Below are 24,993 nucleotides of genomic sequence, written 5' to 3'. Positions count from 1 at the left end.
CACGCCCGCTCCCACAGGGATAGCGCCCGAGCTCAGCGCTTGTGCCGTACCTGAAGCAGCAACTGTTCTGCCCAAAACTCTGAAAACCTGCGCGGTCCTTGTGGGAGCGGGCGTGCCCGCGAACACGGGCGCAGCCCGTGCCATCCACCTTGACCGCGCTGAACCTCAAGCCATGCGCAATCCTTGCAGAAGCGGCCAGTGCAGGTAATTACTCGGCCGCTGGCGCTTCGAGCAACTCGGCCAGCGCATCCGGCTGGCTCTTGAACGCCCGGGCGAACACATCGCGGTTCTTGGCCATGTAGATACCGGCTTCCTCAACCTGTTTCTCGCTCAGCGAGGGCACTGCCTTGTGCAGTACTTCGGCCAGGCGCTCGGCCAGTTCGAGCATCTTGTCGTGACGGTCTGCTTCGGCCTTATCCATGAACAAGCGCTCCGGGTCGCGGCTGCTGCGGTACACCACTTCGACGGCCATTCATCACCTCTATGCCTTTTGCTGGTTGCGTTTCGATTTACTGTATCTATATACAGTAATAGCAATGTTGATTGCTTCGCAAGCAGAAATTGTAGCGTGGTGCAGAGGGCTTACGGCTTCATGCCCAACTCAACATCATCCATCAGCGCCTTAGCCATCCGGGCCCTTTCGCGGGTGAACCCGCTCCCACAGGTACGGCATCTACCTCAAGGCCTGTGGAGATCCTGTGGGAGCGGGTTTACCCGCGAAAAGGCCAGCCCAGACAACGCAACACTCAAACCTCAGTGCAAACTCCGAGGCTCAGCGGGCATCTGCACCTGAACCAGTGCCGACTCAAGCAAAGCCCGCAACGTCTCTAGCTTATGCAACTTGCCACGCCTCAAGGTGCCTTGCGGCAATCGGTCGCCTTCCAAGGCAGGGGCCTGGCCCTTTAACTGCATGGCACAAGCGTCACACCGGTGACGCATCATCCTTCAAGACGTATCGGGGAATGGAACATCGTGAACATCAAATGGGCAGAAAAGCTGCGAAAGGGTCTGCACGGCTCGGCCGACTCGCTGGGAAACCTGTGCGTCGAGGCATTCCATTACCTGGCGCTGTTCGGCATTGGCGCGATCACCGCCTATGCGGCGGTGATGACGTTCCTCGACATGCTCGGCAAGGGCGGGGTCAGTGTCGATGACATCCTGCTGCTGTTCATCTACCTGGAGCTGGGGGCGATGGTCGGCATCTACTTCAAGACCAACCACATGCCGATCCGCTTCCTGCTGTACGTGGCCATCACCGCGCTGACCCGCCTGCTGATCGGCGACGTCTCGCACCACAAGGCGCCAGACGTAGGGCTGTTGTACCTGTGCGGTGGCATCCTGTTGCTGGCGTTCGCGATCCTGGTGGTGCGCTACGCCTCGTACCGCTACCCCTCGACCAAGGTACTGGATGCCAGCGGCAAGGAAGTGGAGGAGGGCAAGTAGCCCTCAGTTGGCGATGAAATGGCGCGGCTCGTGGCGGGCGTCACGGGTCAGCGCGGCCAGCACCTGAAGGGGGTTCTGGTTGTGCTCGATGGCCAGGCCCAGGCGGATGCTGTCGATCACCCGCTGCAGGCGCACCGGGTCATTGCGCTGGGCCTGGGTGATGAGGCGCTTGGCGACCACGCCAGCGTCGTCGGACAGGGTCAGCATGATGCTGCCGTCGAGGTTTGCAATGCTCAGGTTGACCCGGTATTCGGGGGCGAATGCAGCACTGATTCGTTCGAATGGGTTGTTCATGGTCATGCTTCTGCGGTGAATGAATGCAGAAGTTGACCGGGGAAATTACCTGTTGGTTCAGCGCCATCGATCGATACAAACGAAAACGCCCGGCATCAGGCCGGGCGTCTTGCGTTGCCGATCAGGCGTCTGGGTCACTCAGTTCCAGGGCGCCGCGCTTGCTGCGCAGTTTGCCGTAGAAGTGTTCCAGCGCGTGGTTGAGCTTGGTGGCGGCACCATCGACCGCCTGGTCCAGCGAAGTGGCGGTGTGGGTCACGGAAATCGGTTGATGGCCTTTGGGGCGAGCCTCCATCTGGCAGCGTTTGTCATGCGGTCCGGGCTTGGCGCCGTTCTCGTCGCGCAGGTGAACCTCGATGCGGGTGAGGTCGTCTTCGTAACGTTCCAGCGAGTTCTGCAGTGTGCTGCGGACCCACTGGTCGAGCCGGGCGTTGCCTTCGAAATGGTTGCTGCTGTTGACCTGGATTTGCATGATTCAATCCTTATTCAGCTTGCTCGCATGGAGACGCGCCTAGGCCTCTGAGACCCTTGGTATTTCTGCGTCTCTTGACTCTAAGGTCAGGCAACGGCGAAACGAATTCAAGCCCTTTTTGAAAATAAATTTCTTGTTGCATTCAAGGCAGCAGGCGGCTCATCGCGTGGCCTTTGCTTATGAGAATTGAAATCATTATTATTGCAGCCCCGAAAACGCCCGGACCATCGCCATGACGCGCAAAACCGCCGGTCTCTCGCTCAGCTATCGCCTGGCCGTGACGTCACGCAGCCTTGCCGCGCTGCTGGGTGGCTACCTGCTGGCGTCCGTGGCCAGCGTCTGCATTTCCCTGGTAGCGCCGCTGCCACGGGTCGATGCCACGCTCACCGGCCTGCTGCTGTCATTCGTTTTCTACCTGCTGGCGTTCATCTGGTGCTTTGCCTGCCGCAGCGCTTTGCGCGCCTGGCTGGGCGTACTGGCGCCAAGCGTGCTGCTGGGGGTGATCAGCGGGTTGGCTTACTGGATGAAAACCCCATGAAAGAAGGCTTCCGCCAGGCCATGGCCTGGCTGCACACCTGGACCGGCCTGATCTTCGGCTGGCTTTTGTTCGCCATCTTCCTCACTGGCACGCTGTCGTATTTCAAGGAAGAAATCACGCACTGGACGCAACCAGAAGTACGAAGCCATGCGCTGGACCCGAGCCATAGCCTGGAGGTGGCCCAGCGTTATCTGCAGGACAATGCAGGGCATTCGGGCACCTGGCTGATTCGTATGCCCAACGCACGCGAGGCCGCCTTGAACGTGGGTTATCGCGACCCAAATGGCGGGCCACGCGGTTTCGTCACCAAGACCCTTGATACCCAGACCGGGCAGCCGGTGGCGGCACGCGACAGTCGCGGTGGCGAGTTCTTCTACCGCTTCCACTTCCAGTTGCAGATGCCACACCCTTTCGGCCGATGGCTATCGACGTTGTGCGCCTTCATCATGCTGTTGGGGCTGGTCACCGGCATCATCACCCATAAGAAAATCTTCAAGGAGTTCTTCACTTTCCGCCCAGGCAAGGGCCAGCGCTCCTGGCTGGACGGGCACAACGCCATTGGCGTGCTGGTGCTGCCCTTCCACCTGATGATCAGCTACAGCAGCCTGGTGTTGTTCATGTACATGGTGATGCCGGCTGGCATCATGGCCAGCTACGGCAATGACACCGGCAAGTACTTCAACGAACTGTTCGGCCGTAACAATGCGCCCAAGGCGGCCCATGTGGCCGCGCCGCTGGTACCGTTGCCGAGCCTCTATGCCAAGGTGCAGGGCCTGCAACCGGGCGCGCGTATCGGCCGTATCCAGGTGGAAAATGCCGGCGACAGCAATGCCCGCGTTACCTTCACGCAATCGGCTGCCGACCACGTGGCTTACCGGCGTAGCGCCAACTGGACCTTCGATGGCGTCAGCGGTGTGCTGTTGAGCCAGGGCAAACCGGAGAGTGGGGCAATGATGACCGCCTTCAGCTTTGCCGGCCTGCACATGGGCAATTTCGCCGGGCCCTGGCTGCGCTGGCTGTACTTCTTCTTTGGCGTGGCCGGTACTGCGGTGATTGGCACCGGCCTGGTGATGTGGCTGGGCAAGCGCCAGCTCAAGCATGCCAGGAGCGAACGCCTGCCGGGTGAACTACGCCTGGTCGAGGTGCTCAATATCGCCAGCATGAGCGGCCTGTTGCTGGCCGTGGCGGGCTTCTTCTGGGCCAACCGCCTGATCCCGATGGGTGTCGAAGGCCGGGCCGACTGGGAGGTCAACGCCTTCTTCACCGCCTGGGGCCTGTCACTGGTGCACGCTGTGCTGCGTAGTGGGCGGCGGGCATGGGGCGAGCAACTGGCACTGGGCGCGCTGGCCTTCGCCTTGCTGCCGCTGCTTAACGGCCTGACCACCGGCCAGGGCCTGAACCATTCGCTACCTGCGGGTGACTGGGTCATGGCTGGTTTCGACCTGACAGCGCTGGGCACCGGCCTGTTCCTGGCCTGGATGGCCGGCAAGATGTTACACAGCCCGAAGGCTGTGGCCATGCGGGCCCCTCGTGCGGCAAGGAAGCCAAGCACTGAGACGGCGGAGGCGAGCTGATGCTGGGTAATGCACTGATCGCTTACGCCGGCTTCGTTGCCCTGTGCCTGGCCATGGAGAAGCACTTCGTCGACCTGCTCGGGCGCAAGCCGCGCCCCGGGCCGTTGCGCCTGTTGCGCAGTGCCGGTTGGCTGTTGCTGGTGCTGTCGCTGGTGCTCAGCGTGCACCTGCGGGGCTGGGCCCATGGCTTGGTGGAGTGGACCGCAGTGATGATGGCCGGGGTGACCCTGTGGGTGTTCGGCCTGCCATACCAGCCCCGCCTGTTGCTGGGCCTGGCCGCCGCCAGCGTGGTGCTGGGGCCGTTGCTGGCCGTGTTCGCCGAGTGACCAGGTGAGCGAACCGGGCGACATGATCGAGGCGGATGCCGAAAGCGGCGGCGGACGTGCGCGTTTCGTCCAGGTGTTCCAGGCCCAGCGGGCACGCATGGAAGCCCTGGTGAGCCGCCGGGTCGGCTGCCGGGCGACGGCATCGGACCTGGTCCAGGAGCTGTTCCTGCGCTTCTGGCGTCGCCCTGAGGTCAAGGTCGAGGCGCTGGATACCTACTTGCTGCGTTGCGCCGGGAACCTCGCCATCGACCACCTGCGCAGCGAAGGCAGCCGCGAGCGCGCAGCCGAAGCTGTGTTGCCGCTGGATGAAGCGGCCATGGCCCAGGCCCCGGAACAGGCCGTGGAGGTCGATCACGACTTGCAGCGCATCGACGCTGCCTTGCGCGCCTTGCCCGAGCGCACCCGGCAGATCTTCCTGCTCAACCGTATCCACGGCTGCAAGTACGGCGAGATCGCCAAGGCCATGCAACTGTCCCAGAGTGCGGTGGAAAAGCATATGATGCGCGCCCTCGAAGCGTGCAAGGCGAGTGTTGCCGAGCCCGCGTCCACCCCACGCCGGCCAGGGAGTGCCCGTCGATGAGCCGTTTACCGCCGATCACCGAGGCGCAGTCCCGTGCTGCACTTCAATGGCTCAGCCGCATCAACGAGCAGCCTGCGCAAGCCGAGGGCGCGGCGTTCAAGCGCTGGCTGCTGGCCGAACCTGGGCACCGTGAGGCCTACGCCCAGGCCCAGGCGCTGTGGCAGAACAGCGCCGCCCCGGCGGCGCGCCTGGCCGCTGAAGAACAGGCAAGCCTGCAACGTTACCTGGATGCGATGGCCAGGCCACCGACCAGGCACCCCTGGCGGCAGCGGGTCGCGGCGCTGGCGGTGGCTGCGTGCCTGGTACTGGCCGTGGGCGTTGCCGGTGGTTGGCACCCGGCCCTGTGGCTGCAGGACCTGCAGGCCGACTACAGCAGTGCTGGTCAAGTTCGCCAGGTGACCTTGGCCGACCAGTCGCAGGTGACGCTGGATGCGGGGAGCGCGATTGCAGTCGATTTTGTGCAGGGCGAGCGCCGCGTGCGGTTGTTGCATGGCGCGGCGTTTTTCCAGGTCACGCATACCGGCACGCCGTTCGTAGTGGAAGCTGCCGGTGGCGAGGTGCGCGTGCTTGGCACCCAGTTCGAAGTGCGCGAGCAGGTCGAGGGGGCCCAGGTCACTGTGAGCAGCGGGCGGGTGGCGGTGAGCCCGGCGCCGGGTGCAGCAGCGCGTGAACTGACGGCCAACCAGCAGGTGGCCTATGCTGCCGGCCAAGTCGGCGACACCCTGGCGGTGGATAGTGACAACCGCCTGGCCTGGCGCCAGGGCTGGCTGAATTACTACCAGGTGCCGCTGGCGCAGGTGGTCGAAGACTTGGGGCGCTACTACCCGGGGCGCATCCTGTTGCTCGAGGATGAGTTGGGGCAGCGCAAGGTCAGTGGCAGTTTCCCCGTGGCCGAGCCGTTGCTGGCGCTGGATTCGCTGGGCAAGGTGATGGGTTTTTCGCGGCAGACTGTGCTGGGGCGGTTGACCCTGATCCGGTAGTCGCCTGTGCGGGCCTCTTCGCGGGTGAACCCGCTCCCACAGGAAGGGCGCAAGTTTCAAATCCTGTGCAGTACCTGTGGGAGCGGGTTCACCCGCGAAGAGGCCCGCACAGGCAAAAATATTTTCAGATAGCGGGTGAGGTAACAGGACGTGGCATCCGTGTAATGAGTGGAAGTGCGATTCATTCGCAGTCATATCCCTCTCACAGGTCAGCGTCCATGAAGTTCACCCCGCGTTGCGTCCCTCTCTGGCTCGGCCTTTCCGCGCTCCCGGCATTCGCTGTCGCCCCCCTGGCCTGTGCCGCCGAGCAGCAGCAGGCGTATACCTTCGCCCAGCCGGCGCAACCCCTTGCCCAGGCACTCAGCGCCTTCAGCCGCACCACCGGCCAGAGCGTGGTCTACACCCTGGAACTGCCAGGTGTGCAGGCGCCGGCATTGAACGGCAGGTTCAGCGCCGAACAGGCCCTGCAACAGCTGCTGGGTACTACCGGGCTGGCCTGGCGCCGCGTCGATTCGCGCACGCTCACCCTCGAAGCGGTGGACACTTCCGGCGCCCTCAACCTGCAGGCCATCACCGTGACCTCGCAACTGGACGACTACAGCTATCAGCCCCCCGCTACCGCCTCGATCATGCGCGGGCAGGGCCCGAGCCAGGACATCCCCCAGGCCATCAATGTGGTACCGGTCCAGGTCATCCGTGACCAGGCCCCACGCAACCTTGATGACGCTCTGGCCAATGTCAGCGGCATCACCCAGGGCAACAATTTCGGTGGTACCTCCGATACCGTGATGAAGCGCGGCTTCGGCGACAACCGCGACGGCTCGATCATGCGCGATGGCATGCCCATCGTGCAGGGCCGCAGCCTCAACGCCAGCACCGAGCGGGTCGAAGTGCTCAAGGGCCCGGTCTCGCTGCTGTACGGCATCCAGGACCCGGGCGGGGTGATCAACGTGGTCAGCAAGCGCCCGCAACTCGAGCAGTACAACGCCCTGACCGTGCGCGGTTCTACCTACGGCAGCGGCAAGAACGGCAGCGGTGGCGGGTTCGACAGTACCGGCGCACTGGGCGACAGCAACTTCGCCTATCGGCTGATCGTCGACCACGAAGATGAGGACTACTGGCGCAACTACGGCGTGCACCGCGAATCGCTGGTAGCGCCGTCGCTGGCCTGGCTGGGCGAAGACACCCAGGTGGTGCTGGCCTACGAGCATCGCGAGTTTCTCTACCCCTTCGACCGTGGCACGGCGTTCGGCAACAACGGCCACCCGCTGGACATCCCAGCCACGCGGCGCCTGGACGAGCCCTTCAACGACATGGAAGGGCGCTCCGACCTTTACCGTCTGGAAGTCGACCACCAGCTGGCCGATGACTGGAAGCTGCACTTCGGCTACAGCTTCAACCGCGAAACCTATGATGCCAGCCAGGTGCGGGTGACCGGCGTGAATGAAAATAGCGGCACGCTGTCGCGCAGCATCGACGGCACCCACAACGCCATGAGCCGTGACCAGTTCGCCACCTTGAGCCTGGCCGGTAATGTGCAACTGGCCGGGATGCAGAACGACCTGCTGTTCGGCATTGATCACGAGGACCGCAAGATTTTCCGCGGTGACATGATCCGGCAGACCGCCCAATCCACCTTCAGCTATATGAACCCGGTCTACGGGCAGGAAGTGGAGGGCACCACTGTCAAAGCCAGTGACAGCGACCAGACCGACAAGCTGCGCACCGACGCGTTGTTCGTGCAGGACGCGCTGCACCTGGATGATCACTGGATCCTGGTGGCTGGTGCGCGCTTCCAGCAGTTCGACCAGTACGCTGGCCGTGGCCGCCCTTTCAAGGCCAACACCGACATCAATGGCCAGGCGTGGGTGCCGCATGCAGGTATCGTCTACAAGGTCGATGACCAACTGTCTTTTTATGGCAGCTATAGCGAGTCGTTCAAGCCCAACTCGACTATCGCGCCGCTGGTCGGCAATGTAGTGCTCGACTCGTCGGTGGCGCCGGAGGAGGGCAAATCGTGGGAACTGGGCGCCAAGCTCGACATGCCGGGCCGCCTGACAGGCACTCTGGCGTTGTTCGATATCACCAAGCGCAACGTACTGGTTTCCAACTTTGATACCAGTACTCGTGAAACGGTGTACAGCAATGCCGGGGAGGTCGGTTCACGGGGCGTTGAGCTGGACCTGACTGGCCAGCTGAGTGAGCGATGGAGCCTGATTGGCAGCTATGCCTACACCGATGCCAAGGTAACCAAGGACCCGGCCCTGCAGGGCAACCGCCTGCAGAACGTGGCCCGGCACAGTGGTTCGCTGTCGGCGGTGTATGACTATGGCAGCCTGTTCGGTGGCGACCGCTTGCGTCTCGGTGCCGGTGCAAGGTATGTCGGCGAGCGCGCGGGTAACTCGACCAACACCTTCGACCTGCCGTCCTATACCGTGGCCGATGCCTTTGCCAGCTACGAGACCAGGCTCGACGAGCACAAGGTGCTGCTGCAGCTGAACGTGAAGAACCTGTTCGACAAGGTTTACTACAGCTCGGCGGTGAACCAGTACTTTGTGGCCATTGGTGATGCGCGGCAGGTGAGCTTGTCCAGTACCTTCGAGTTCTAGGCCAGCCTGAACCGGCCTCTTCGCGGCTAAAGCCGCTCCCACAGGTACTGCACTGCCCTTGAGGGTGGCGCGATCCCTGTGGGAGCGGCTTTAGCCGCGAATGGCCGTACGGTATTCGCCTGGCGTTGCACCGACCGCCTGGCGGAACCGGTTGCTGAAATGGCTGGCACTGGCAAACCCGCACAACAGGGCAATCTCCCCCAGCGGCATCACCCCCAGCCGCAACAGCTGGCAGGCCCGATGCAGCCGTCGAGCCAGCAGGTACTGGTGCGGCGGCAGCCCGAAACTGGCGCGGAACATACGGGCAAAGTGGTATTCGGACAGGTTGCAGCGCAAGGCCAGTTCACCCAGGGTAATGGGCTGGTCCAGGTGCGCTTCGATGTAGTCGACCAGTTGCCGGCGCAGGCTCGGTGCCAGCCCGCCTTTCAGGCGCAGGCCCTGGCGCAGCCCGACCTGGTTGAGCAGCGCATGGTCGACGATCTCGTGCGCCAGGCTGCTGGCCAGCAGGCGTTCGCCAGGTTCATCCCAGTCCAGGGTTATCAGCTGGCGAAAGCGCTTGGCTTGCTGCGGGTCGTCGAGAAAGGTCGCTTCCTGCAGTTGCAGCTCACGGGGTTCACGATCGAGCAGGCGCACGCAGCCCAGGGCGAACTGCGTTTCGCTGACATACAGGTGCGCCAGGCGTATCGCACCATTGACCACCCAGTTCGATTCCTGTCCGGCTGGCATCACGCACAGCTTGTCGGGCGCCCCTTTGTCGCCGGGGCGCTGGCGGCGAAAGGTGCCAGTGCCGTCGGCGATGTAGCACGACAGGGTGTGATGGCTCGGTGCCTGGTAGTCGCGGGCATCGTCGCGGTTGCTCCACAACGCCGCCGCCAGCCCGTCGCCCAGGTGCGCGCTCAGCTCCAGCCGGGCGTGGGGCGAGGCGTGCATGGCGTTGAACACTTGCAGCTGGGTGAGTGGCGTCATGGGCGGTTCCTCTTGCCTGCCATCCTACTGCGCCTTGGGCAGGCTTACAGCAACCCGCGGGACAAATGCGCAAGTTTGTGCAAGCGCGTGGGTGTTCGACAGGAGAACACTGAGATGCCTCGGCGAGGGCTGCGCCCTCGATTCGCGGGTGAACCCGCTCCTACCGGGACCGCGCCAGCCTCGAGAGCAGCGCGGTCCTTGTGGGAGCGGCTTTGGCCGCGAAGCGCCGGGCACCGATCTTGAAAGGCCCAAGGAACCGTCGCCATGAACCTGTCACTCTACCTGCTAACCGTCCTGATCTGGGGCACCACCTGGATCGCCTTGAAACTCCAACTGGGCGTGGTCGCCATTCCGGTCTCGATCGTCTACCGCTTCGCCCTGGCCGGGCTGATCCTGTTCGCCTTCCTGCTGCTCACCCGCCGCCTGCAGCCAATGAACCGGCGTGGCCACCAGATCTGCCTGGCCCAGGGCTTGTGCCTGTTCTGTGTCAACTTCATCTGCTTCCTCAGCGCCAGCCAGTGGATTGCCAGCGGCCTGATCGCCGTGGTGTTCTCCACCGCCACCCTGTGGAACGCACTCAACGCGCGGATCTTCTTCGGCCAGAAGATCGCCAGCAACGTGCTCGGCGGCGGCGCCTTGGGGCTACTTGGCCTGGGGCTGCTGTTCTGGCCCGAGCTGTCCCACCACGCGGCCAGCCGCGAAACCCTGTACGGCCTTGGCCTGGCCCTGCTCGGCACGCTGTGCTTCTCGGCCGGCAACATGCTGTCGAGCATGCAGCAGAAGGCCGGGCTCAAACCCATGACCACCAATGCCTGGGGAATGGTCTACGGGGCGGTGATGCTGGCGGTGTTCTGCGTGGTCAGCGGTGTGCCATTCAGCATGGAGTGGAACGTGCGGTACATAGGCTCGTTGCTGTACCTGGTGGTGCCGGGCTCGGTGATCGCCTTTACCGCCTACCTGACCCTGGTCGGGCGCATGGGGCCGGAGCGGGCAGCGTACTGCACGGTGCTGTTCCCGTTGGTGGCGCTGAATGTGTCGGCGGTGGCCGAGGGGTATCAGTGGACAGCGCCGGCCTTGTTGGGGCTGGTGGCGGTGATGGCGGGGAATGTGCTGGTGTTTCGCAAGCCGAAGGGCCGGGTCATTGAGGCCGCTGCGGTAGCGAAGTGAAGCGTACATAGTCTGCACCGGCCCCCTCTTGAGCTTGTCGAGAAGAGCCCGGTGCAGGAGGTTCCAATAGAAGACCGTTCCAGATCCTGCGACTTCGTGCCATGAACGCTGGCAGCGAGAATATCTAGTCAGCTTCAACGGTGATTAGTGAATACCCCCAAAAGTCATCATTACTCTTGTCGTTGGCAAGAATGACTGTAGTTAAAGGGTTGTCGCCAGAGCTATAGTACTCGCCATTTTTTGGGTCCACGCGACCGTTACCGGTCAATGTATACCACTCCGTACTTTCCAGAGGGATTTCTACCCATCCTTCCAATTTTCTGTTTCTGTAAACTCGCAGCAGTTTCTGATTGTTGGAGGCTTCTAGTTCAATCTTGTACGAATTCGAAGTGAGATTGGTTGTTAGTATGGTCGCACTGTAGTACTTCCCATCTTTGAAAGCTGTCACGATGTCCTTTTTGAAATACGAAAGGATATCGTCAGATTCTCCGGGAATTATTTCATCTGGGGAAGTATAAATAGCATTTGCTCCCTCCTCTTTTAGTGTTCCCAGTTTTTCTCCTTCTAGCTCCCAGCGCAAGGGGGTATTCAAGGATGACTTAAGTGTGAAGCTTTGTCTCAGAGGGAGAATTAGAAAATTTGGCTTGATAGTGTCGATGGTGATTTTCATCATGCGCCTCCATGTGTTGAGGCGTTATTGTTCTATCGGTCCGCTAAAAAATGAAACTGGCAATTTTATCAGTTGTAAAACGACTTCAGATGCTTTCCTGCCGCTGATAGAGGGGCAATTTTTGACTTTGAGCTTTGTTCGCGGCGCTTACTGTGTTTAGACAGGTCGCGCCGTAAAGGTTACATGGCACTTTTGAAAAGAAGTGAATCTGAAGCTGTCAATTCCTCCACACCTGCGGGTTCACCAGGTCCCGCGGCCGCTCACCCAGCAGCGCCGCGCGCAGGTTGTCGATTGCCCGGTTGGCCATGGCCTCGCGGGTTTCGGCAGTGGCCGAGCCAATGTGCGGCAAGGTCAGGGCATTGGGCAGCTTGAACAGCGGCGAATCGCTCAGCGGTTCTTTTTCGTACACATCCAGGCCCGCACCGCGAATGGTGCCGTTCTGCAGTGCCTCGATCAGCGCCGCCTCGTCCACCACCGGCCCGCGGGCGATGTTGATCAGGAACGCGCTCGGCTTCATCAGTTGCAACTCACGCGCACCGATCAGCTTGCGGGTGGCATCGGACAACGGCACAACGATGCAGACGAAGTCGGCCTCGGCCAGCAGTTGCTCCAGGCTGCGGAACTGTGCGCCCAGCTCTTGCTCCAGTGCGGTCTTGCGACTGTTGCCGGAATAGATCACCGGCATGTTGAAACCGAACCGGCCGCGACGGGCAATGGCGGCACCGATGTTGCCCATGCCGACGATGCCCAAGGTCTTGCCGTGCACATCGCTGCCGAAGTGGGCCGGGCCTACGGTAGCTTGCCAGTTGCCGGCCTTGGTCCAGGCATCCAGCTCGGCGGTGCGGCGGGCGCAGCCCATGATCAGCGAAAAGCCCAGGTCGGCGGTGCTTTCGGTCAGCACGTCGGGGGTGTTGGTCAGGGCGATGCCGCGTTCGTTGAAGTAGTCCAGGTCGTAGTTGTCGTAGCCGACCGACACGCTGGATACCACCTCCAGCCTGGTCGCCCCTTCGAGTTGCGCCCGGCCGAGCTTGCGGCCAACGCCGATCAGGCCATGGGCCTCGGGCAGGGCTTCGTTGAACTGGGCATTGATGTCGCCGAGCTTGGGGTTCGGCACGATCACGTTGAAGTCTTGCTGCAGGCGTTCGGCCATGGCCGGGGTGATACGGCTGAAGGCCAGGACGGTCTTTTTCATCGGGCAACTTCTCTGCAAGGCGTGGGACGGTGGGGGCTTCTTCGCGGGCACGCCCGCTCCCACAGGTACCGCACAGATTGAAGGCCTGTGCATTACCTGTGGGAGCGGGCGTGCCCGCGAATGGCCTGACAATGGTTAGCAACCTACCATTGTCCGCCCCCGCAATGCAGCAGCTTTTTAGTTGGCAATCATCACCTGATGGGTTTTCAGGTCTGCCTCATGGGCTGCCAGAATCTCCGGCAGCGAGTTGCGCAGGTACTCGACCCAGGTCTTGATCTTGGCATCCAGGTACTGCCGCGACGGGTAGATGGCGTACAGGTTCAGCTCCTGCAGCCGGTACTCGGGCAGCACCCGTACCAGGCTGCCATCGCGCAGGCCGTCGATGGCCGAATAGATTGGCAGCACGCCCACGCCCATGCCGCTGCGGATGGCGGTCTTCATGGCATCGGCAGTATTGACCATGAACGGCGAGCTGGTGATGTTGACCATTTCCTGGCCTTCCGGCCCGTCGAACAGCCATTTTTCCAACGGGATCACCGGGCTGACCATGCGCAGGCAGGCGTGCTTGAGCAGGTCGGCAGGCTTGTGCGCCACGCCGTGGCGGGCGATGTAGGCGGGCGAGGCGCAGACGATGCTGTAGGTGATGCCCAGGCGCTGGGACACGAACCCCGAGTCGGGCAGTTCGGTGGCCAGCACGATGGACACGTCATAGCCCTCGTCGAGCAGGTCAGGCACGCGGTTGGCCATGGTCAGGTCGAAGGTCACGTCCGGGTGCGATTCGCGGTAGCGGGCGATGGCGTCGACCACGAAGTGCTGACCGACCCCGGTCATCGAGTGCACCTTCAACTGCCCGGCCGGGCGGGCATGGGCGTCGCTGGCCTCGGCTTCGGCTTCTTCGACATAGGTAAGAATCTGTTCGCAACGCATCAGGTAGCGCTTGCCGGCTTCGGTCAGCGCAATGCGGCGGGTGGTGCGGTTGAGCAGCCTTGTTTGCAGATGGGCTTCCAGGTTGGAGACCGCCCGCGACACGTTCGCGGTGGTCGTATCCAGTTGCCCGGCGGCAGCGGTAAAGCTGCCGAGTTGGGCTACGCAACTGAAAGCACGCATGTTTTGCAGGGTGTCCATGGGTCACTCTCGATGTAGAGGACAAAATTGTGTCACGAAGTAACGTAAAAGAGATGAAAAGTTGCCTTCGACCAAAGGCGGATTATCGCTGTTTTGGTAACAAAGATTCGCAGGAATCCACGCTTATCGCCAGTGCTGCCGCCCCCTAGAATTGCCCGGCCCCTTCACCTCTTCCTCGGGAAATCGCAGCTGTGCCGCGTCGCATCATCAGAACGCTCAATGCGTTCAGTGCCTGTGCCCTTGCCCTCACCTTGAGCGGCTGTATCGGAACCTGGGGCATTGCCCCGCAAAGCAAGACGCTGCAAGCCAATACCCTGACCACCGACGCGGCCATACGCGAAGCCGCGACCGACGCCCACTGGCCCGACCAGCAGTGGTGGCACGCCTATGGCGACCCACAACTGGACCGCTGGGTTGCCCTGGCCGTGGCCGGCAGCCCGAGCCTGGCCATGGCTGCGGCGCGGGTGCGCGAAGCCAAGGCCATGGCCGGCGTGGTCGAGTCGGCGGAAAAACTCCAGGGCAACGGCCAGGCCACGCTCAAGCGCCACAACTGGCCTGAAGACCAGTTCTATGGCCCGGGCGCGCTGTCCGGCGCCAATACCTGGGACAACAACGCCGCCATTGGCTTCAGCTATGCGCTCGACCTGTGGGGCCGCGAACGCAACGCCAGCGAGCAGGCCGTGGACCAGGCGCACATGAGCGTGGCCGAAGCCCGCCAGGCGCAGCTGGAGCTGCAGAACAACGTGGTGCGCGCCTACATCCAGCTGAGCCTGCACTTCGCCCAGCGCGATATCGTCAAGGCCGAGCTGGAACAGCAGGAGCAGATCCTGGCCCTGGCCAAGCGCCGCCTGGATGCCGGCATCGGCACTCACTTCGAAGTCAGCCAGGCCGAAGCACCGTTGCCGGAAACCCACCGCCAGCTCGACAGCCTGGACGAAGAAATTGCCCTGGCCCGCAACCAGCTGGCCGCCCTGGCCGGCAAGGGCCCGGGGGAGGGCGCGCAGTTGCAGCGCCCGAGCCTGGCCCTGGCCGCGCCGCTGAGGCTGCCGTCGAACCTGCCGGCCGAACTGGTCGGCCAGCGCCCCGACGTGGTCGCCAGCCGTTGGCAGGTAGCCGCCCAGGCGCGGGGCATCGATGTCGCTCACGCCGGCTTCTTCCCCAACGTCGACCTGGTCGGCAGCCTTGGCTTCATGGCAACCGGTGGTGGCCCGCTGGAATTCCTCACCGGGCGCAAGTTCAACTACAACGTTGGCCCGGCCATCAGCTTGCCGATCTTCGACGGTGGCCGCCTGCGCTCGCAGCTGGGCGTGGCCTCGGCGGGCTATGACGTGGCCGTGGCGCGCTACAACCAGACCGTGGTCGGTGCGCTGAAGAACATCTCCGACCAGCTGATTCGCCGTGAGTCGATGAAAGAGCAGTCGCACTTCGCCGCCGAGTCGGTAGCGGCCGCGCAGAAAACCTACGACATTGCCATGGTCGCCTTCCAGCGTGGCCTTACCGACTACCTCAACGTGCTCAACGCCCAGACCTTGCTGTTCCGCCAGCAGCAGGTGCAACAGCAGGTGCAGGCTGCCCGCCTGATTGCCCATGCCGAGCTGGTCACCGCCCTGGGCGGTGGCTTGCAGGCTGGTCAGGATGTGCCGAAAGAGGAGCGCCAGGCCGCACCGAAAACCCCGGCCACCCTGGCCATTCTCGACAAGAAGCCGGATAACGCCGAATGAGCACTTCCAGTTTGCCCGTGCGCTGGCTGCAGAGCCTGGAATGGCGCCGGGGCTTCTTTGCCTGGGCGCGCACCGACGGGGTGACCTGGGTGTACATCTTCAAGGTGCTGGCCGCTGCGTTCATCACCCTGTGGCTGGCCATGCGCCTGGAGCTGCCGCAACCGCGCACGGCGATGATCACCGTGTTCATCGTCATGCAGCCGCAAAGCGGGCATGTGTTCGCCAAGAGCTTCTACCGGGTGCTCGGCACCCTGGCCGGCTCGGCGATGATGGTGGCGCTGATCGCCATATTCCCGCAGAACACCGAGCTGTTCCTGCCCAGCCTGGCCCTGTGGGTAGGCCTGTGTTCGGCCGGTGCCATGCGCTACCGCACCTTCCGCGCTTATGGCTTCGTGCTGGCCGGCTACACCGCGGCGATGATCGGCCTGCCGGTGCTTGAGCACCCTGACCAGGCTTTCATGGCGGCGGTATGGCGGGTGCTGGAAATCGCCCTGGGCATTCTGGTGTCGACCTTCGTCAGCGCCGCGATCCTGCCGCAGTCGGCCAGTGCCGCCATGCGCAACGCCCTGTACCAGCGCTTTGGCGTGTTCGCCGGGGTGGTGGTCGAGGCCCTGCGCGGCGAAAGCCAGCGGGACCGCTTCGAGAGCAGCAACGTGCGCTTCGTCGCTGAAGCAGTGGGCCTCGAGAGCCTGCGCAACGTCACCGCCTTCGAAGACCCGCACATGCGCCGGCGCTCTGGTCGCCTGGTGCGCATGAACAGCGAGTTCATGGCCATCACCACGCGCTTCAATGCCCTGCACCGTTTGCTGGAACGCCTTCGCGCCCGCGGCCCGCTGCAGATCGTCGGCGCCATCGAGCCAGGCCTGAACACCCTGGTGGAGCTGTTGCAGCCTTACGTGGGCCGGGCGCTGACCGACGCCGATGCGCTGCGCCTGACCCTGGAGCTGGCCGCCTACAAGGAAGGCTTGCAGGCACAGGTGCGCGGCTTGCGCGCCGAGTACCTGGCAACCGAGCCGAGCGAGTCCGACCTGCTCGACTTCCATACTGCCTTCGAGCTGCTCTACCGCTTCGTCGACGAGATGTACAGTTATGCCGAAACCCATGCCTCGCTGGCAGCGCACCGGCACGAACGCGAGCAGTGGGATGAGCCCTACGTGGCGCAGACCAGCTGGCTGGTATCGTTGGCCGCCGGTGTGCGCGCCTCGGCGGTGCTGTTGTTGCTGGGCAGCTACTGGCTGCTCAGCGACTGGCCCAGCGGCGCCATGATGACCCTGATCGCCTCCGTCACCGTGGGCCTGTCTGCGGCCTCGCCGAACCCCAAGCGCATGTCGTTCCAGATGGCCTGCGGCACGGCGATTGGTGCCTTCGTCGGCTTCTTCGAAACCTTCTTTGTGTTCCCCTGGATCGACGGTTTCCCGCTGCTGTGCATGGTCCTGGCACCGGTGTTCGTACTGGGCGCGTTCCTCTCGTCACGGCCGGCCTATGCCGGCTACGGCATCGGCCTGCTGGTGTTCTTCGCCATCGGCTCGGTGCCGAACAACCTCACCGTGTATGACCCGTACACCTTCATCAACGACTACATCGGCATGGTCATCGGCATGTTCGTCTGTGCCGCTGCCGGGGCGATCATCCTGCCGCCCAACAGCCGCTGGCTGTGGAGCCGCCTGGAGCAGGAACTGCGCGAGCAGGTGCTGTTCGCCATCAGCGGGCGCCTGCGCGGCCTGGGTTCAGCCTTCGAAAGCCGCACCCGTGACCTGCTGCACCAGGCCTATGGCCTGGCAGCCGGCAAGCCGCAGGTACAGAGCCAGTTGATGGGCTGGATGTTCACCGTGCTGGAAATCGGCCATGCCATCATCGAGCTGCGCAAGGAGCAGGCCCGCGCACCGGTGCACCCGGCCTACGCCGAGTCGCAGCCCTGGCGCCAGGCGATCCGCGTGATGGGCCGTGCCCTGGCCCGGTTGTTCCTTCAGCCCAGCGCCAGCAACCACGAACGCGCGCTGGTGGCAGTGGACCACGCCATCGCCCGCGTGCAGGCCACCGACGAGCCCTTCGCCCGCCACTTCGACACTTCGGTGCTGCGCCGCGCGCAAAGCTACCTGCACTTCATCCGATCTTCCCTGCTCGACCCACAGTCGCCGTTGGCACCGGCGAAAGGACTGCACGATGCTCCGTGAAACCATGCCCCGTGAAATCGCCTTCCATGGCGTGTACATGCCCACCATGACCTTGATGTTCCTGTTCGCCCTGGGCCTGGCCTGGGGGCTGGACCGGTACATTGCCAGCCATGATGGCTACCGCTTCTTCTGGCACCCGGCGCTGCTGCGCCTGAGCCTGTTCGTCTGCCTATTCGGCGCCCTGGCGCTGTCGCTCTACTGGTGAGAATCCTTCGATGAAAAAGTTCTTCAGCCTGATCGCCACCCTGTTGGTGCTTGCCGCTGCCGTGGTGATCGGTCGCCAGTTGTGGCTGCACTACATGACCACGCCTTGGACTCGCGACGGCCGTGTGCGTGCCGACATCATCAACGTCGCTGCCGACGTGCCTGGTTATGTGGTGGATGTGCCGGTCAAGGACAACCAGCGGGTGAAGAAGGGCGACCTGCTGATCCAGATCGACCCCGAGCATTACCAATTGGCGGTCGACCAGGCCAAGGCGCAGGTTGCATCGCGCAAGGCCACCTGGGAGATGCGCAAGGTCAACGCCAAGCGCCGTGCCGACATGGACAACCTGGTGATTTCCAAGGAAAACCGCGATGACGCCAGCAACATCGCCAACTCCGCCCAGGCGGACTACCAGCAGGCCCTTGCCGAGCTGGCTGCCGCCGAACTGAACCTCAAGCGCACCCATATCGTGGCCACGGTGGACGGCTACGTGACCAACCTGAATATCCACAAGGGTGACTATGCGCGTACCGGTGAAGCGGTGATGGCGGTGGTCGACGAGAATTCGTTCTGGGTATACGGGTTCTTCGAGGAGACCAAGCTGCCGCATGTGAAGGTGGGTGACCAGGCCGAGCTGCAGATGATGAGCGGCGAGCGCATCAAGGGCCACGTGGAGAGCATCGCCCGCGGCATCTACGACCGCGACAACCCACAAAGCCGCGAGTTGATCGCCGATGTGAACCCGACCTTCAACTGGGTGCGGCTGGCGCAGCGGGTGCCGGTGCGCATTCATATCGATGAAGTGCCGGACGGGTTTTTGCTGGCGGCGGGTACGACTTGTACGGTGGTGGTGAAGCCGAGCGAGGGCTGAGCCGGGGTGAGGTGGTGCAGCTACTGGCCTCTTCGCGGGCTTGCCCGCTCCCACAAGTGGTGCGCTGCTCTTGGGGCTGGCGCAAATCCTGTGGGAGCGGCGCAGTTAGCTTGCTGCCCCCACCAACACTGGTACCCTCACCCGATCAATCACCTTCGCGCTGATCGACGGGTCCAGCATCCGCCCCAGCCGCGACAGGTGGCGGTGGCCCATGATGATCAGTTCACAATCCAGTTCCTGCGCCTTGGCCACGATCGCCTCGACCGGCTGCCCGGCCACCATGCAGCCCCGGCTGGCGAAGCCGGCTTGCTGCAACTCGCGCACCGCCTCGGCCACGGCCTGGTCGGCCTGGTGCTGCTCTTCGCAGGCGGCGGGGTATTCTTCCAGTTCTTCTGCGGTGTAAGGCGCGGGTTGGTCGTGGACGGCGAAGGTAGAGTCGATGGCCAGCAGCACGTGCAGTTCGTGGTCGTCGGGGCGGCAGTAGCGGCGGGCGAGGGTGAGCAGGGCAGTGGATGCAGGGGAGGCGTCGATGGCGATCAGAACGGGGCTGGGCATGTGGAATCCTTGTTTCAGGCTGGCTAAGGGGTTGTCTGTTCTGGCCTCTTCGCGGGTAAACCCGCTCCCACAGGTGCGCCACAGTATTCAAAGCCTGTGCAGTCACTGTGGGAGCGGGTTCACCCGCGAAGAGGCCGAACCTGCCATTCCTCATTCTTGGCTCAATCCACCCTCAGGATAAATGCCCCACCACGCATGAGCGCATTGCGTCTGGTGCAATCCAGCAACCTGCTACCATCGCCATTCCCCACAGCTGTAACGGAAAACGGCCATGCAACTCCCGGACATGAACCTGCTCGTCGCCCTCGATGCCCTGCTCGACGAAGGCAGCGTGGTCGGCGCGGCGCAGCGCATGAACCTCAGCCCGGCGGCGATGAGCCGGACCCTGGGGCGTATCCGCGATGCGTTGGGTGACCCGATCCTGGTGCGCGCCGGTCGCGGCTTGGTGCCGACGCCGCGGGCGCTGGCCCTGCGCGAGCAGGTGGCGGCGTTGGTGGAGCAGGCCGGCGAGGTGTTCCGCAGTGGCGACGAGGTCGACCTGCCCAAGCTTGACCGGGCCTTCAACATCCGCACCAACGACCTGTTCATCGCCCTGTACGGCGCCCAGTTGCTGCGGCGCATGCACGAACAGGCACCGCGCACGGTGCTGCGCTTCGTGCCGGAAAGCCCCGGCGGCGATGACGACAGCGTGCTGCGCGACGGGCGTACCGACCTGATCATCAGCTCGACCGTGGACCTGGGGCCGGAGATCAAGGTACAGAGCCTGTTCCAGACCTACTATGTGGGCCTGGCGCGGCGCGACCACCCGATCTTCGAGCAGCCGATCACGGCGCACAGCTTTGCCAGTTATCCACAGATCAGCGTGTCACGCCGTGGACGGGCCAATGGGCCGATCGATGTGGAACTGGCCAACTTCAAGGTGCAACGGCGGGTGGCGCTGATTACCCCGAGCTTTCACTCGGCGCTGTTCTCGCTGCCGGATTCCGACCTGATCCTGCCGATGCCGGCCAACATCCTCAACAGCGTGCACAAGCTAGGGCTGCCGCTGCGCTCGTTCGAGATCCCGGTGCCGCTAGAGCGGGTCAACGTGCTGCAGGCATGGCACCCACGGTTTCACAATGACCCCGCGCATCGGTGGTTGCGGCAGACCCTGAAGGCTTGCTGCAGTGTCGACCCTTGAGTGATGTTCTGCCTGGGCCGGCCTTTTCGCGGGTGAACCCGCTCCCACAGGTACAACACACCTCTCAAGGCCTGTGATGTCCCTGTGGGAGCGGGTTCACCCGCGAAGCAGGCGACTGGGTTTTGAAGTGGATTGCGCCTGACGCAACATAAACCTACCGATAAGTCAGTTTTCGTCAGCATTCGACCTTCTTAGACTTGCTCCAGTCGCAAATTTGTTGCTGGAGATGTCTGCCCATGAGTTCCCTGTCCGCCCCGTCTGCCGTGATTGCCGCCGCCCCCGCGCCGGCCGCGCCTGCGCAGACTGCGTTCGGCCTGCAGGTAGTGGTCGGGCTGTTCGGTGTGCTGCTGGCCGTGTTGTGCGCGGGCCTCAACGAGTCGGTGACCAAGATCTCCCTGGCCGATATCCGTGGGGCCATGGGCATCGGTGCCGACGAAGGCGCCTGGCTGCTGGCGGTCTACAGCGCCGCCTCGGTTTCGGCCATGGCCTTCGCGCCATGGCTGGCCACCACGTTCTCGCTGCGGCGCTTCACCATGAGCGCGATCGGTCTGTTCGCCGTGCTCGGCCTGCTGCAACCGTTCGCCCCCAACCTGCACAGCCTGATGCTGCTGCGTGTGCTCCAGGGCTTCGCCTCTGGTGCCTTGCCGCCGATGTTGATGAGCGTGGCCCTGCGCTTCCTGCCACCGGGCATCAAGGTCTATGGCCTGGCCTGCTATGCCCTCACCGCCACCTTCGGCCCCAACCTCGGCACGCCGCTGGCAGGGCTGTGGACTGAATACGTCGGTTGGCAGTGGGCGTTCTGGCAGATCATCCTGCCCTCGGCGCTGGCCATGTTCTGCGTCGGTTGGGGCCTGCCGCAGGACCCGCTGCGCCTGGAGCGCTTCAAGCAGTTCGACTGGCGCGGCGTGCTGCTCGGCCTGCCCGCCATCAGCTGCATCGTGCTGGGCCTGTCGCTGGGTGACCGCTGGGGCTGGTTCGATTCGCCGCTGATCTGCTGGCTGCTCGGCGGTGGCCTGCTGTTGCTGGTGCTGTTCATGTACAACGAATGGTCCGAGCCGTTGCCATTCTTCCAGTTGCGCATGCTGTCGCGGCGCAACCTGAGTTTCGCTCTGGTGACCCTGGCCGGTGTGCTGATCGTGCTCTCGGGCGTCGGCAGCATTCCGTCGGCCTATCTGGCGCAGATTCAGGGCTACCGCCCGGCGCAGACCAGCCCGCTGATGATGCTGGTGGCCATGCCGCAGCTGGTCGCCCTGCCGTTGACGGCGGCGCTGTGCAATATCCGCGCAGTGGACTGCCGCTGGGTGCTGGGGATCGGCCTGGCGATGCTGGCGGTGTCCTGTGTCGGCAGCAGCCTGCTGACCAGCGAGTGGATCCGGGGTGACTTCTACCCGTTCTACCTGCTGCAGGTGCTCGGCCAGCCAATGGCAGTGCTGCCGCTGCTGATGCTGTCCACCAACGGCATGACCCCACAGGAAGGCCCGTTCGCCTCCAGCTGGTTCAACACTGTCAAAGGCCTGGCCGCAGTGATCGCCGGTGGCCTGCTGGACGCCTTGGGCACCCTGCGCCGGCACTTTCATTCCAACCACCTGGTGGACAGCCTTGGCAACGCCCCGCTGGTCGACGGTAACGCAGCCGGCCTGGCCAGGCGCATCCACGACCAGGCGCTGGTGCTGACCTCGGCCGACCTCTACCTGGTCATGGCCTGCATTGCCGTGGCCCTGATCTGCCTGATTCCTTTCGTGCCTACCCGGGTCTATCCGCCGCGCGCGGTGGCCTGAACCCTGGATGAATTCGAGAACCACTTAAATGACCAACAACCGCAAAACCCTGTTCATCGGCTCGGTGCTTGCCGTGGCCGTCCTGGCTGCCATCGTCGGCCCGTGGATGTTTGGCAGCGACCACCGCCAGAGCACCAATGACGCGTATGTTGTCGCCGACTACACCGTGGTCGCGCCCAAGATCGCCGGCTTCATCAAGGACGTGCTGGTGGAGGACAACCAGCAGGTCAAGGCCGGCCAGTTGCTGGCTACCATCGATGCCCGTGACTACCAGGCCGCGCTGGATGCTGCGCAGGCGCAGTTGCTGGTGGCCCAGGCGCAAAGCGCCGATGCCCGTGCCACCCTCGAGCGCCAGGCGTCGCTGATTGCCCAGGCTGAGGCTGCAGTGAAAGCGGCCCAGGCCGAAGCTGCGTTCGCCGACCATGAGGTCAACCGCTACAGCCGCCTGGCCGAGCAAGGTGCCGGCACCGTGCAGAACGCCCAGCAGGCACGCAGCGGGGTCGACCAGGCCCGCGCACGCCTGGCCAATGCCCAGGCGGCACTGGTAGCGGCGCGCAAGCAGGTGGATATCCTTACCGCCCAGGTGGCCAGTGCCGACGGCCAGCTGAAGCGGGCCGAGGCAGGGCTGGAAAAGGCCCAGCTCGATCTGTCCTACACCCGCATCACCGCGCCGGTGGACGGCATGGTCGGCGAGCGTGCCTTGCGTGTCGGTGCCTACGTCAACCCGGGCGCCCGCCTGCTGTCGGTGGTGCCGTTGCAGCAGGCCTACGTGGTCGGCAACTTCCAGGAAACCCAGCTGACCCACGTACAGCCTGGCCAGGCCGTGAGCATCAGCGTCGACACCTTTGCCGGTGAGAAGCTGCAAGGCCATGTGGAAAGCATCGCCCCGGCCACCGGCGTGACCTTCGCTGCGGTCAAGCCGGACAACGCTACCGGCAACTTCACCAAGGTGGTGCAGCGCATCCCGGTGAAGATCGTTTTCGATGACGGCCAGCCGCTGCTTGCCCGCCTGCGCGTGGGCATGTCGGTGGAAGCGACCATCGACACCCGTGGTGACAAGCTGGACGGCAAAGAGGTAAGTGCACGATGAAAGCGGCATTACGCTTGAGCCCGTTGCTGCTGGCCGTATTGATGGCCGGCTGCACCTTGGGCCCTGACTTCCAGCGCCCTGACAGCCAGGCCCCGCAACAGTGGGCGCCGCTGCAAGGCGAGGCGGCGGCCAGCCAGCCGCAGGCCGAACCGCTGGAACTGCGCTGGTGGGAGAGCTTTCACGACGCCGGCCTGAGTGCCTTGATCCAACGCGTTGCCGAGCGCAATCTCGACCTGCAGATGGCCAGCGCCCGCCTGCTGCAAAGCCGCGCCCTGCGCAGCACCGTGGCTGCCGACGAAGTACCGTCGGTGGATGTGAACGCTGGCTACAGCCGCTCGCGCAACAGTGCCGAAGGCCTGAGTGACCCGTCCGGCAAGGCGGGCAAGGAAGCCTTCAACCTCTGGCAGGGTGACCTTGTGGCCGGCTGGGAGCTGGACCTGTGGGGCCGTGTGCGGCGCCAGGTCGAGGCTGCCGATGCCACGGTCGAAGTGGCCGAGAACGACCGCCGCGGCGTGCTGTTGGCATTGCTTTCGGAAACCGCAGGCAACTATATCCAGCTGCGCGCTGTGCAGCACACCATCGATGTGACCCGCGACAACCTCAAGGTCGCCCAGCACAGCCTGAAGTTGTCCGAGAACCGCCAGGCCGAAGGTGTCGCCACGCGCCTGGACGTGGCTCAGGCCAGTGCCCAGGTCGCCTCGATCGAGTCGCGCCTGCCTAGCCTGGAAGCGCGGCGCGACGACTTGATCAACGCCCTCAGCCTGCTTGCCGCCGAACCGCCGCGCAGCCTGCAGGCCGAGTTGCTGCAGGGCGGCGAACTGCCTGCGCCGCAGCAGAAGTTCGCCATTGGCCTGCCGTCCGAACTGGCCGAACGCCGCCCGGACATTCGCCAGGCCGAGGCTCGTTTGCATGCTGCCACCGCCAGCATTGGCGTGGCCAAGGCCGACTTCTACCCCAGCATCCGGCTGTCGGGCAGTGTCGGGTTCCAGGCCATGCAGCTGTCCGATTTCGGCGCCTGGGATTCACGCCGCTTCGCCTTCGGGCCGCAGCTGTCGCTGCCGATCTTCGAGGGTGGCCGGCTCAAGGGCACCTTGGAGCTGCGCGAGGCGCAGCAGCAGGAAGCGGCGCTGAACTACCGCAAGGTGGTGCTGGGTGCCTGGCATGAAATCGACGATGTGCTACGCCTGTACAACGCCAGCCAGCTGCGCCGCGACCACTTGGCCGAGGCGGTGCGGCAGAACCGCATCGCCCTGGAAACTGCCCAGCGCCAGTATGTGGAAGGGGCGGTGGACTTTCTCAATGTGCTGACGGTGCAGGGGGCTTTGCTGGCCAGCGAGGAGCAGTGGATCGACAGTTCTGCGGCGGTGTCGCAGGCGCTGGTGGGGTTGTACAAGGCCCTGGGTGGTGGCTGGCAGGCGTTTGATGAGCAGCCTGTGAAGAAAGTGTGATTTTTTGGGGCTGCAAAGCAGCCCCGGCAATTGTCATG

Annotated in this window: 24 protein-coding genes; 16 read left to right on the top strand and 8 right to left on the bottom strand. The window is 63.8% G+C overall.

All coding sequences use genetic code 11. The features are described 5' to 3' along the window. Window positions 1-208 precede the first annotated feature (208 nt). Window positions 209-472: a YebG family protein gene (locus MJ643_RS10770; RefSeq protein WP_003260692.1), complete on the bottom strand. Its 264-nt coding sequence runs from the start codon at window positions 470-472 to the stop codon at window positions 209-211. A gap of 500 nt (window positions 473-972) precedes the next feature. On the opposite strand from MJ643_RS10770, the gene MJ643_RS10765 reads away from it, so the two are divergent. Beyond that, entirely contained in the window at window positions 973-1,443 is a 471-nt protein-coding gene (locus MJ643_RS10765; protein WP_013974183.1) for a phosphate-starvation-inducible PsiE family protein, read from the top strand. A 3-nt stretch (window positions 1,444-1,446) separates the two neighbouring features. On the opposite strand, the gene MJ643_RS10760 is transcribed toward MJ643_RS10765, so the two are convergent. Together MJ643_RS10760 and MJ643_RS10755 are read right to left on the bottom strand one after the other, a co-directional pair. Next, complete coding sequence (locus MJ643_RS10760; RefSeq protein WP_024087728.1) at window positions 1,447-1,737, bottom strand: DUF3509 domain-containing protein; 291 nt, start codon at window positions 1,735-1,737, stop codon at window positions 1,447-1,449. Window positions 1,738-1,858: 121 nt separating this feature from the next. Then, the gene (locus MJ643_RS10755) at window positions 1,859-2,206 is read right to left on the bottom strand and encodes an HPF/RaiA family ribosome-associated protein (protein ID WP_003260689.1); all 348 of its coding nucleotides are present in this window, start codon (window positions 2,204-2,206) and stop codon (window positions 1,859-1,861) included. A gap of 232 nt (window positions 2,207-2,438) precedes the next feature. On the opposite strand from MJ643_RS10755, the gene MJ643_RS10750 reads away from it, so the two are divergent. From MJ643_RS10750 to MJ643_RS10725, 6 genes are all read left to right on the top strand, one after another. Further along, window positions 2,439-2,744 carry a DUF3649 domain-containing protein gene (locus MJ643_RS10750; RefSeq protein ID WP_013974181.1) on the top strand — a complete coding sequence of 102 codons (306 nt, stop codon included), beginning with the start codon at window positions 2,439-2,441 and terminating at the stop codon, window positions 2,742-2,744. Beyond that, on the top strand, window positions 2,741-4,318 hold the full coding sequence (locus tag MJ643_RS10745) for a PepSY-associated TM helix domain-containing protein (RefSeq protein WP_208209247.1): 1,578 nt from the start codon (window positions 2,741-2,743) through the stop codon (window positions 4,316-4,318). The genes MJ643_RS10750 and MJ643_RS10745 overlap by 4 nt, the downstream gene beginning before the upstream one ends. After that, window positions 4,318-4,644, top strand: a complete 327-nt coding sequence (locus MJ643_RS10740) for a DUF3325 domain-containing protein (protein WP_013974179.1) — start codon at window positions 4,318-4,320, stop codon at window positions 4,642-4,644. Before MJ643_RS10745 ends, MJ643_RS10740 begins: the two co-directional genes overlap by 1 nt. 4 nt (window positions 4,645-4,648) lie before the next feature. Then, window positions 4,649-5,224 carry an RNA polymerase sigma factor gene (locus MJ643_RS10735; RefSeq protein ID WP_013974178.1) on the top strand — a complete coding sequence of 192 codons (576 nt, stop codon included), beginning with the start codon at window positions 4,649-4,651 and terminating at the stop codon, window positions 5,222-5,224. Continuing rightward, window positions 5,221-6,204, top strand: a complete 984-nt coding sequence (locus tag MJ643_RS10730) for a FecR domain-containing protein (RefSeq protein WP_024087726.1) — start codon at window positions 5,221-5,223, stop codon at window positions 6,202-6,204. Before MJ643_RS10735 ends, MJ643_RS10730 begins: the two co-directional genes overlap by 4 nt. A 218-nt stretch (window positions 6,205-6,422) precedes the next feature. Then, window positions 6,423-8,813, top strand: a complete 2,391-nt coding sequence (locus MJ643_RS10725; protein WP_023661926.1) for a TonB-dependent receptor — start codon at window positions 6,423-6,425, stop codon at window positions 8,811-8,813. Window positions 8,814-8,903: 90 nt separating this feature from the next. Here the strand turns inward: MJ643_RS10725 and MJ643_RS10720 are convergent, their stop codons facing one another. Then, window positions 8,904-9,779 carry an AraC family transcriptional regulator gene (locus MJ643_RS10720; RefSeq protein WP_013974175.1) on the bottom strand — a complete coding sequence of 292 codons (876 nt, stop codon included), beginning with the start codon at window positions 9,777-9,779 and terminating at the stop codon, window positions 8,904-8,906. A 264-nt stretch (window positions 9,780-10,043) separates the two neighbouring features. Between MJ643_RS10720 and MJ643_RS10715 the strand changes: the two genes are divergently transcribed. Continuing rightward, window positions 10,044-10,946, top strand: a complete 903-nt coding sequence (locus MJ643_RS10715) for an EamA family transporter (RefSeq protein WP_013974174.1) — start codon at window positions 10,044-10,046, stop codon at window positions 10,944-10,946. A 124-nt stretch (window positions 10,947-11,070) separates the two neighbouring features. Here MJ643_RS10715 and MJ643_RS10710 read toward each other — a convergent pair whose 3' ends face one another. The 3 genes from MJ643_RS10710 to MJ643_RS10700 form a co-directional block, all read right to left on the bottom strand. Beyond that, the gene (locus tag MJ643_RS10710) at window positions 11,071-11,616 is read right to left on the bottom strand and encodes a hypothetical protein (RefSeq protein WP_208209246.1); all 546 of its coding nucleotides are present in this window, start codon (window positions 11,614-11,616) and stop codon (window positions 11,071-11,073) included. A 217-nt stretch (window positions 11,617-11,833) separates the two neighbouring features. Continuing rightward, window positions 11,834-12,808: a D-glycerate dehydrogenase gene (locus MJ643_RS10705; protein ID WP_013974173.1), complete on the bottom strand. Its 975-nt coding sequence runs from the start codon at window positions 12,806-12,808 to the stop codon at window positions 11,834-11,836. 177 nt (window positions 12,809-12,985) lie between these two features. Further along, complete coding sequence (locus MJ643_RS10700; RefSeq protein WP_013974172.1) at window positions 12,986-13,933, bottom strand: LysR family transcriptional regulator; 948 nt, start codon at window positions 13,931-13,933, stop codon at window positions 12,986-12,988. 191 nt (window positions 13,934-14,124) lie between these two features. Here MJ643_RS10700 and MJ643_RS10695 point away from each other — a divergent pair, with 191 nt between their 5' ends. From MJ643_RS10695 to MJ643_RS10680, 4 genes are read left to right on the top strand one after another with little or no spacing between them, the layout of a single operon-like run. Next, entirely contained in the window at window positions 14,125-15,654 is a 1,530-nt protein-coding gene (locus MJ643_RS10695) for an efflux transporter outer membrane subunit (RefSeq protein ID WP_013974171.1), read from the top strand. Then, entirely contained in the window at window positions 15,651-17,828 is a 2,178-nt protein-coding gene (locus tag MJ643_RS10690; protein ID WP_038410136.1) for an FUSC family protein, read from the top strand. Before MJ643_RS10695 ends, MJ643_RS10690 begins: the two co-directional genes overlap by 4 nt. Before the next feature lie 4 nt (window positions 17,829-17,832). Further along, entirely contained in the window at window positions 17,833-18,033 is a 201-nt protein-coding gene (locus MJ643_RS10685) for a DUF1656 domain-containing protein (protein WP_003257154.1), read from the top strand. A 10-nt stretch (window positions 18,034-18,043) separates the two neighbouring features. Next, window positions 18,044-18,904, top strand: coding sequence for an HlyD family secretion protein (locus MJ643_RS10680; RefSeq protein WP_013974168.1), 861 nt, complete (start codon window positions 18,044-18,046; stop codon window positions 18,902-18,904). A gap of 105 nt (window positions 18,905-19,009) precedes the next feature. On the opposite strand, the gene MJ643_RS10675 is transcribed toward MJ643_RS10680, so the two are convergent. After that, window positions 19,010-19,459 carry a universal stress protein gene (locus MJ643_RS10675; protein ID WP_013974167.1) on the bottom strand — a complete coding sequence of 150 codons (450 nt, stop codon included), beginning with the start codon at window positions 19,457-19,459 and terminating at the stop codon, window positions 19,010-19,012. A gap of 271 nt (window positions 19,460-19,730) precedes the next feature. Here MJ643_RS10675 and MJ643_RS10670 point away from each other — a divergent pair, with 271 nt between their 5' ends. The 4 genes from MJ643_RS10670 to MJ643_RS10655 all read left to right on the top strand — a co-directional run bounded on the left by MJ643_RS10670 (window position 19,731) and on the right by MJ643_RS10655 (window position 24,955). After that, a complete protein-coding gene (locus MJ643_RS10670; RefSeq protein ID WP_024087722.1) occupies window positions 19,731-20,639 on the top strand; it encodes a LysR family transcriptional regulator in 909 nt (302 codons plus the stop codon). A 236-nt stretch (window positions 20,640-20,875) separates the two neighbouring features. Beyond that, window positions 20,876-22,417: an MFS transporter gene (locus tag MJ643_RS10665; protein ID WP_024087721.1), complete on the top strand. Its 1,542-nt coding sequence runs from the start codon at window positions 20,876-20,878 to the stop codon at window positions 22,415-22,417. A gap of 28 nt (window positions 22,418-22,445) precedes the next feature. Beyond that, a complete protein-coding gene (locus MJ643_RS10660) occupies window positions 22,446-23,507 on the top strand; it encodes an HlyD family secretion protein (protein WP_013974164.1) in 1,062 nt (353 codons plus the stop codon). Next, entirely contained in the window at window positions 23,504-24,955 is a 1,452-nt protein-coding gene (locus tag MJ643_RS10655; protein WP_013974163.1) for an efflux transporter outer membrane subunit, read from the top strand. The genes MJ643_RS10660 and MJ643_RS10655 overlap by 4 nt, the downstream gene beginning before the upstream one ends. Window positions 24,956-24,993: the final 38 nt, after the last annotated feature.

Origin of the sequence: Pseudomonas sp. PNPG3 (assembly GCF_023093815.1) — a bacterium.
GTDB classification, from domain to species: Bacteria; Pseudomonadota; Gammaproteobacteria; order Pseudomonadales; family Pseudomonadaceae; genus Aquipseudomonas; species Aquipseudomonas asiatica.
The sequence above is the reverse complement of the archived record's forward strand: the minus strand, read 5'-3'. Positions and strand labels throughout refer to the sequence as shown.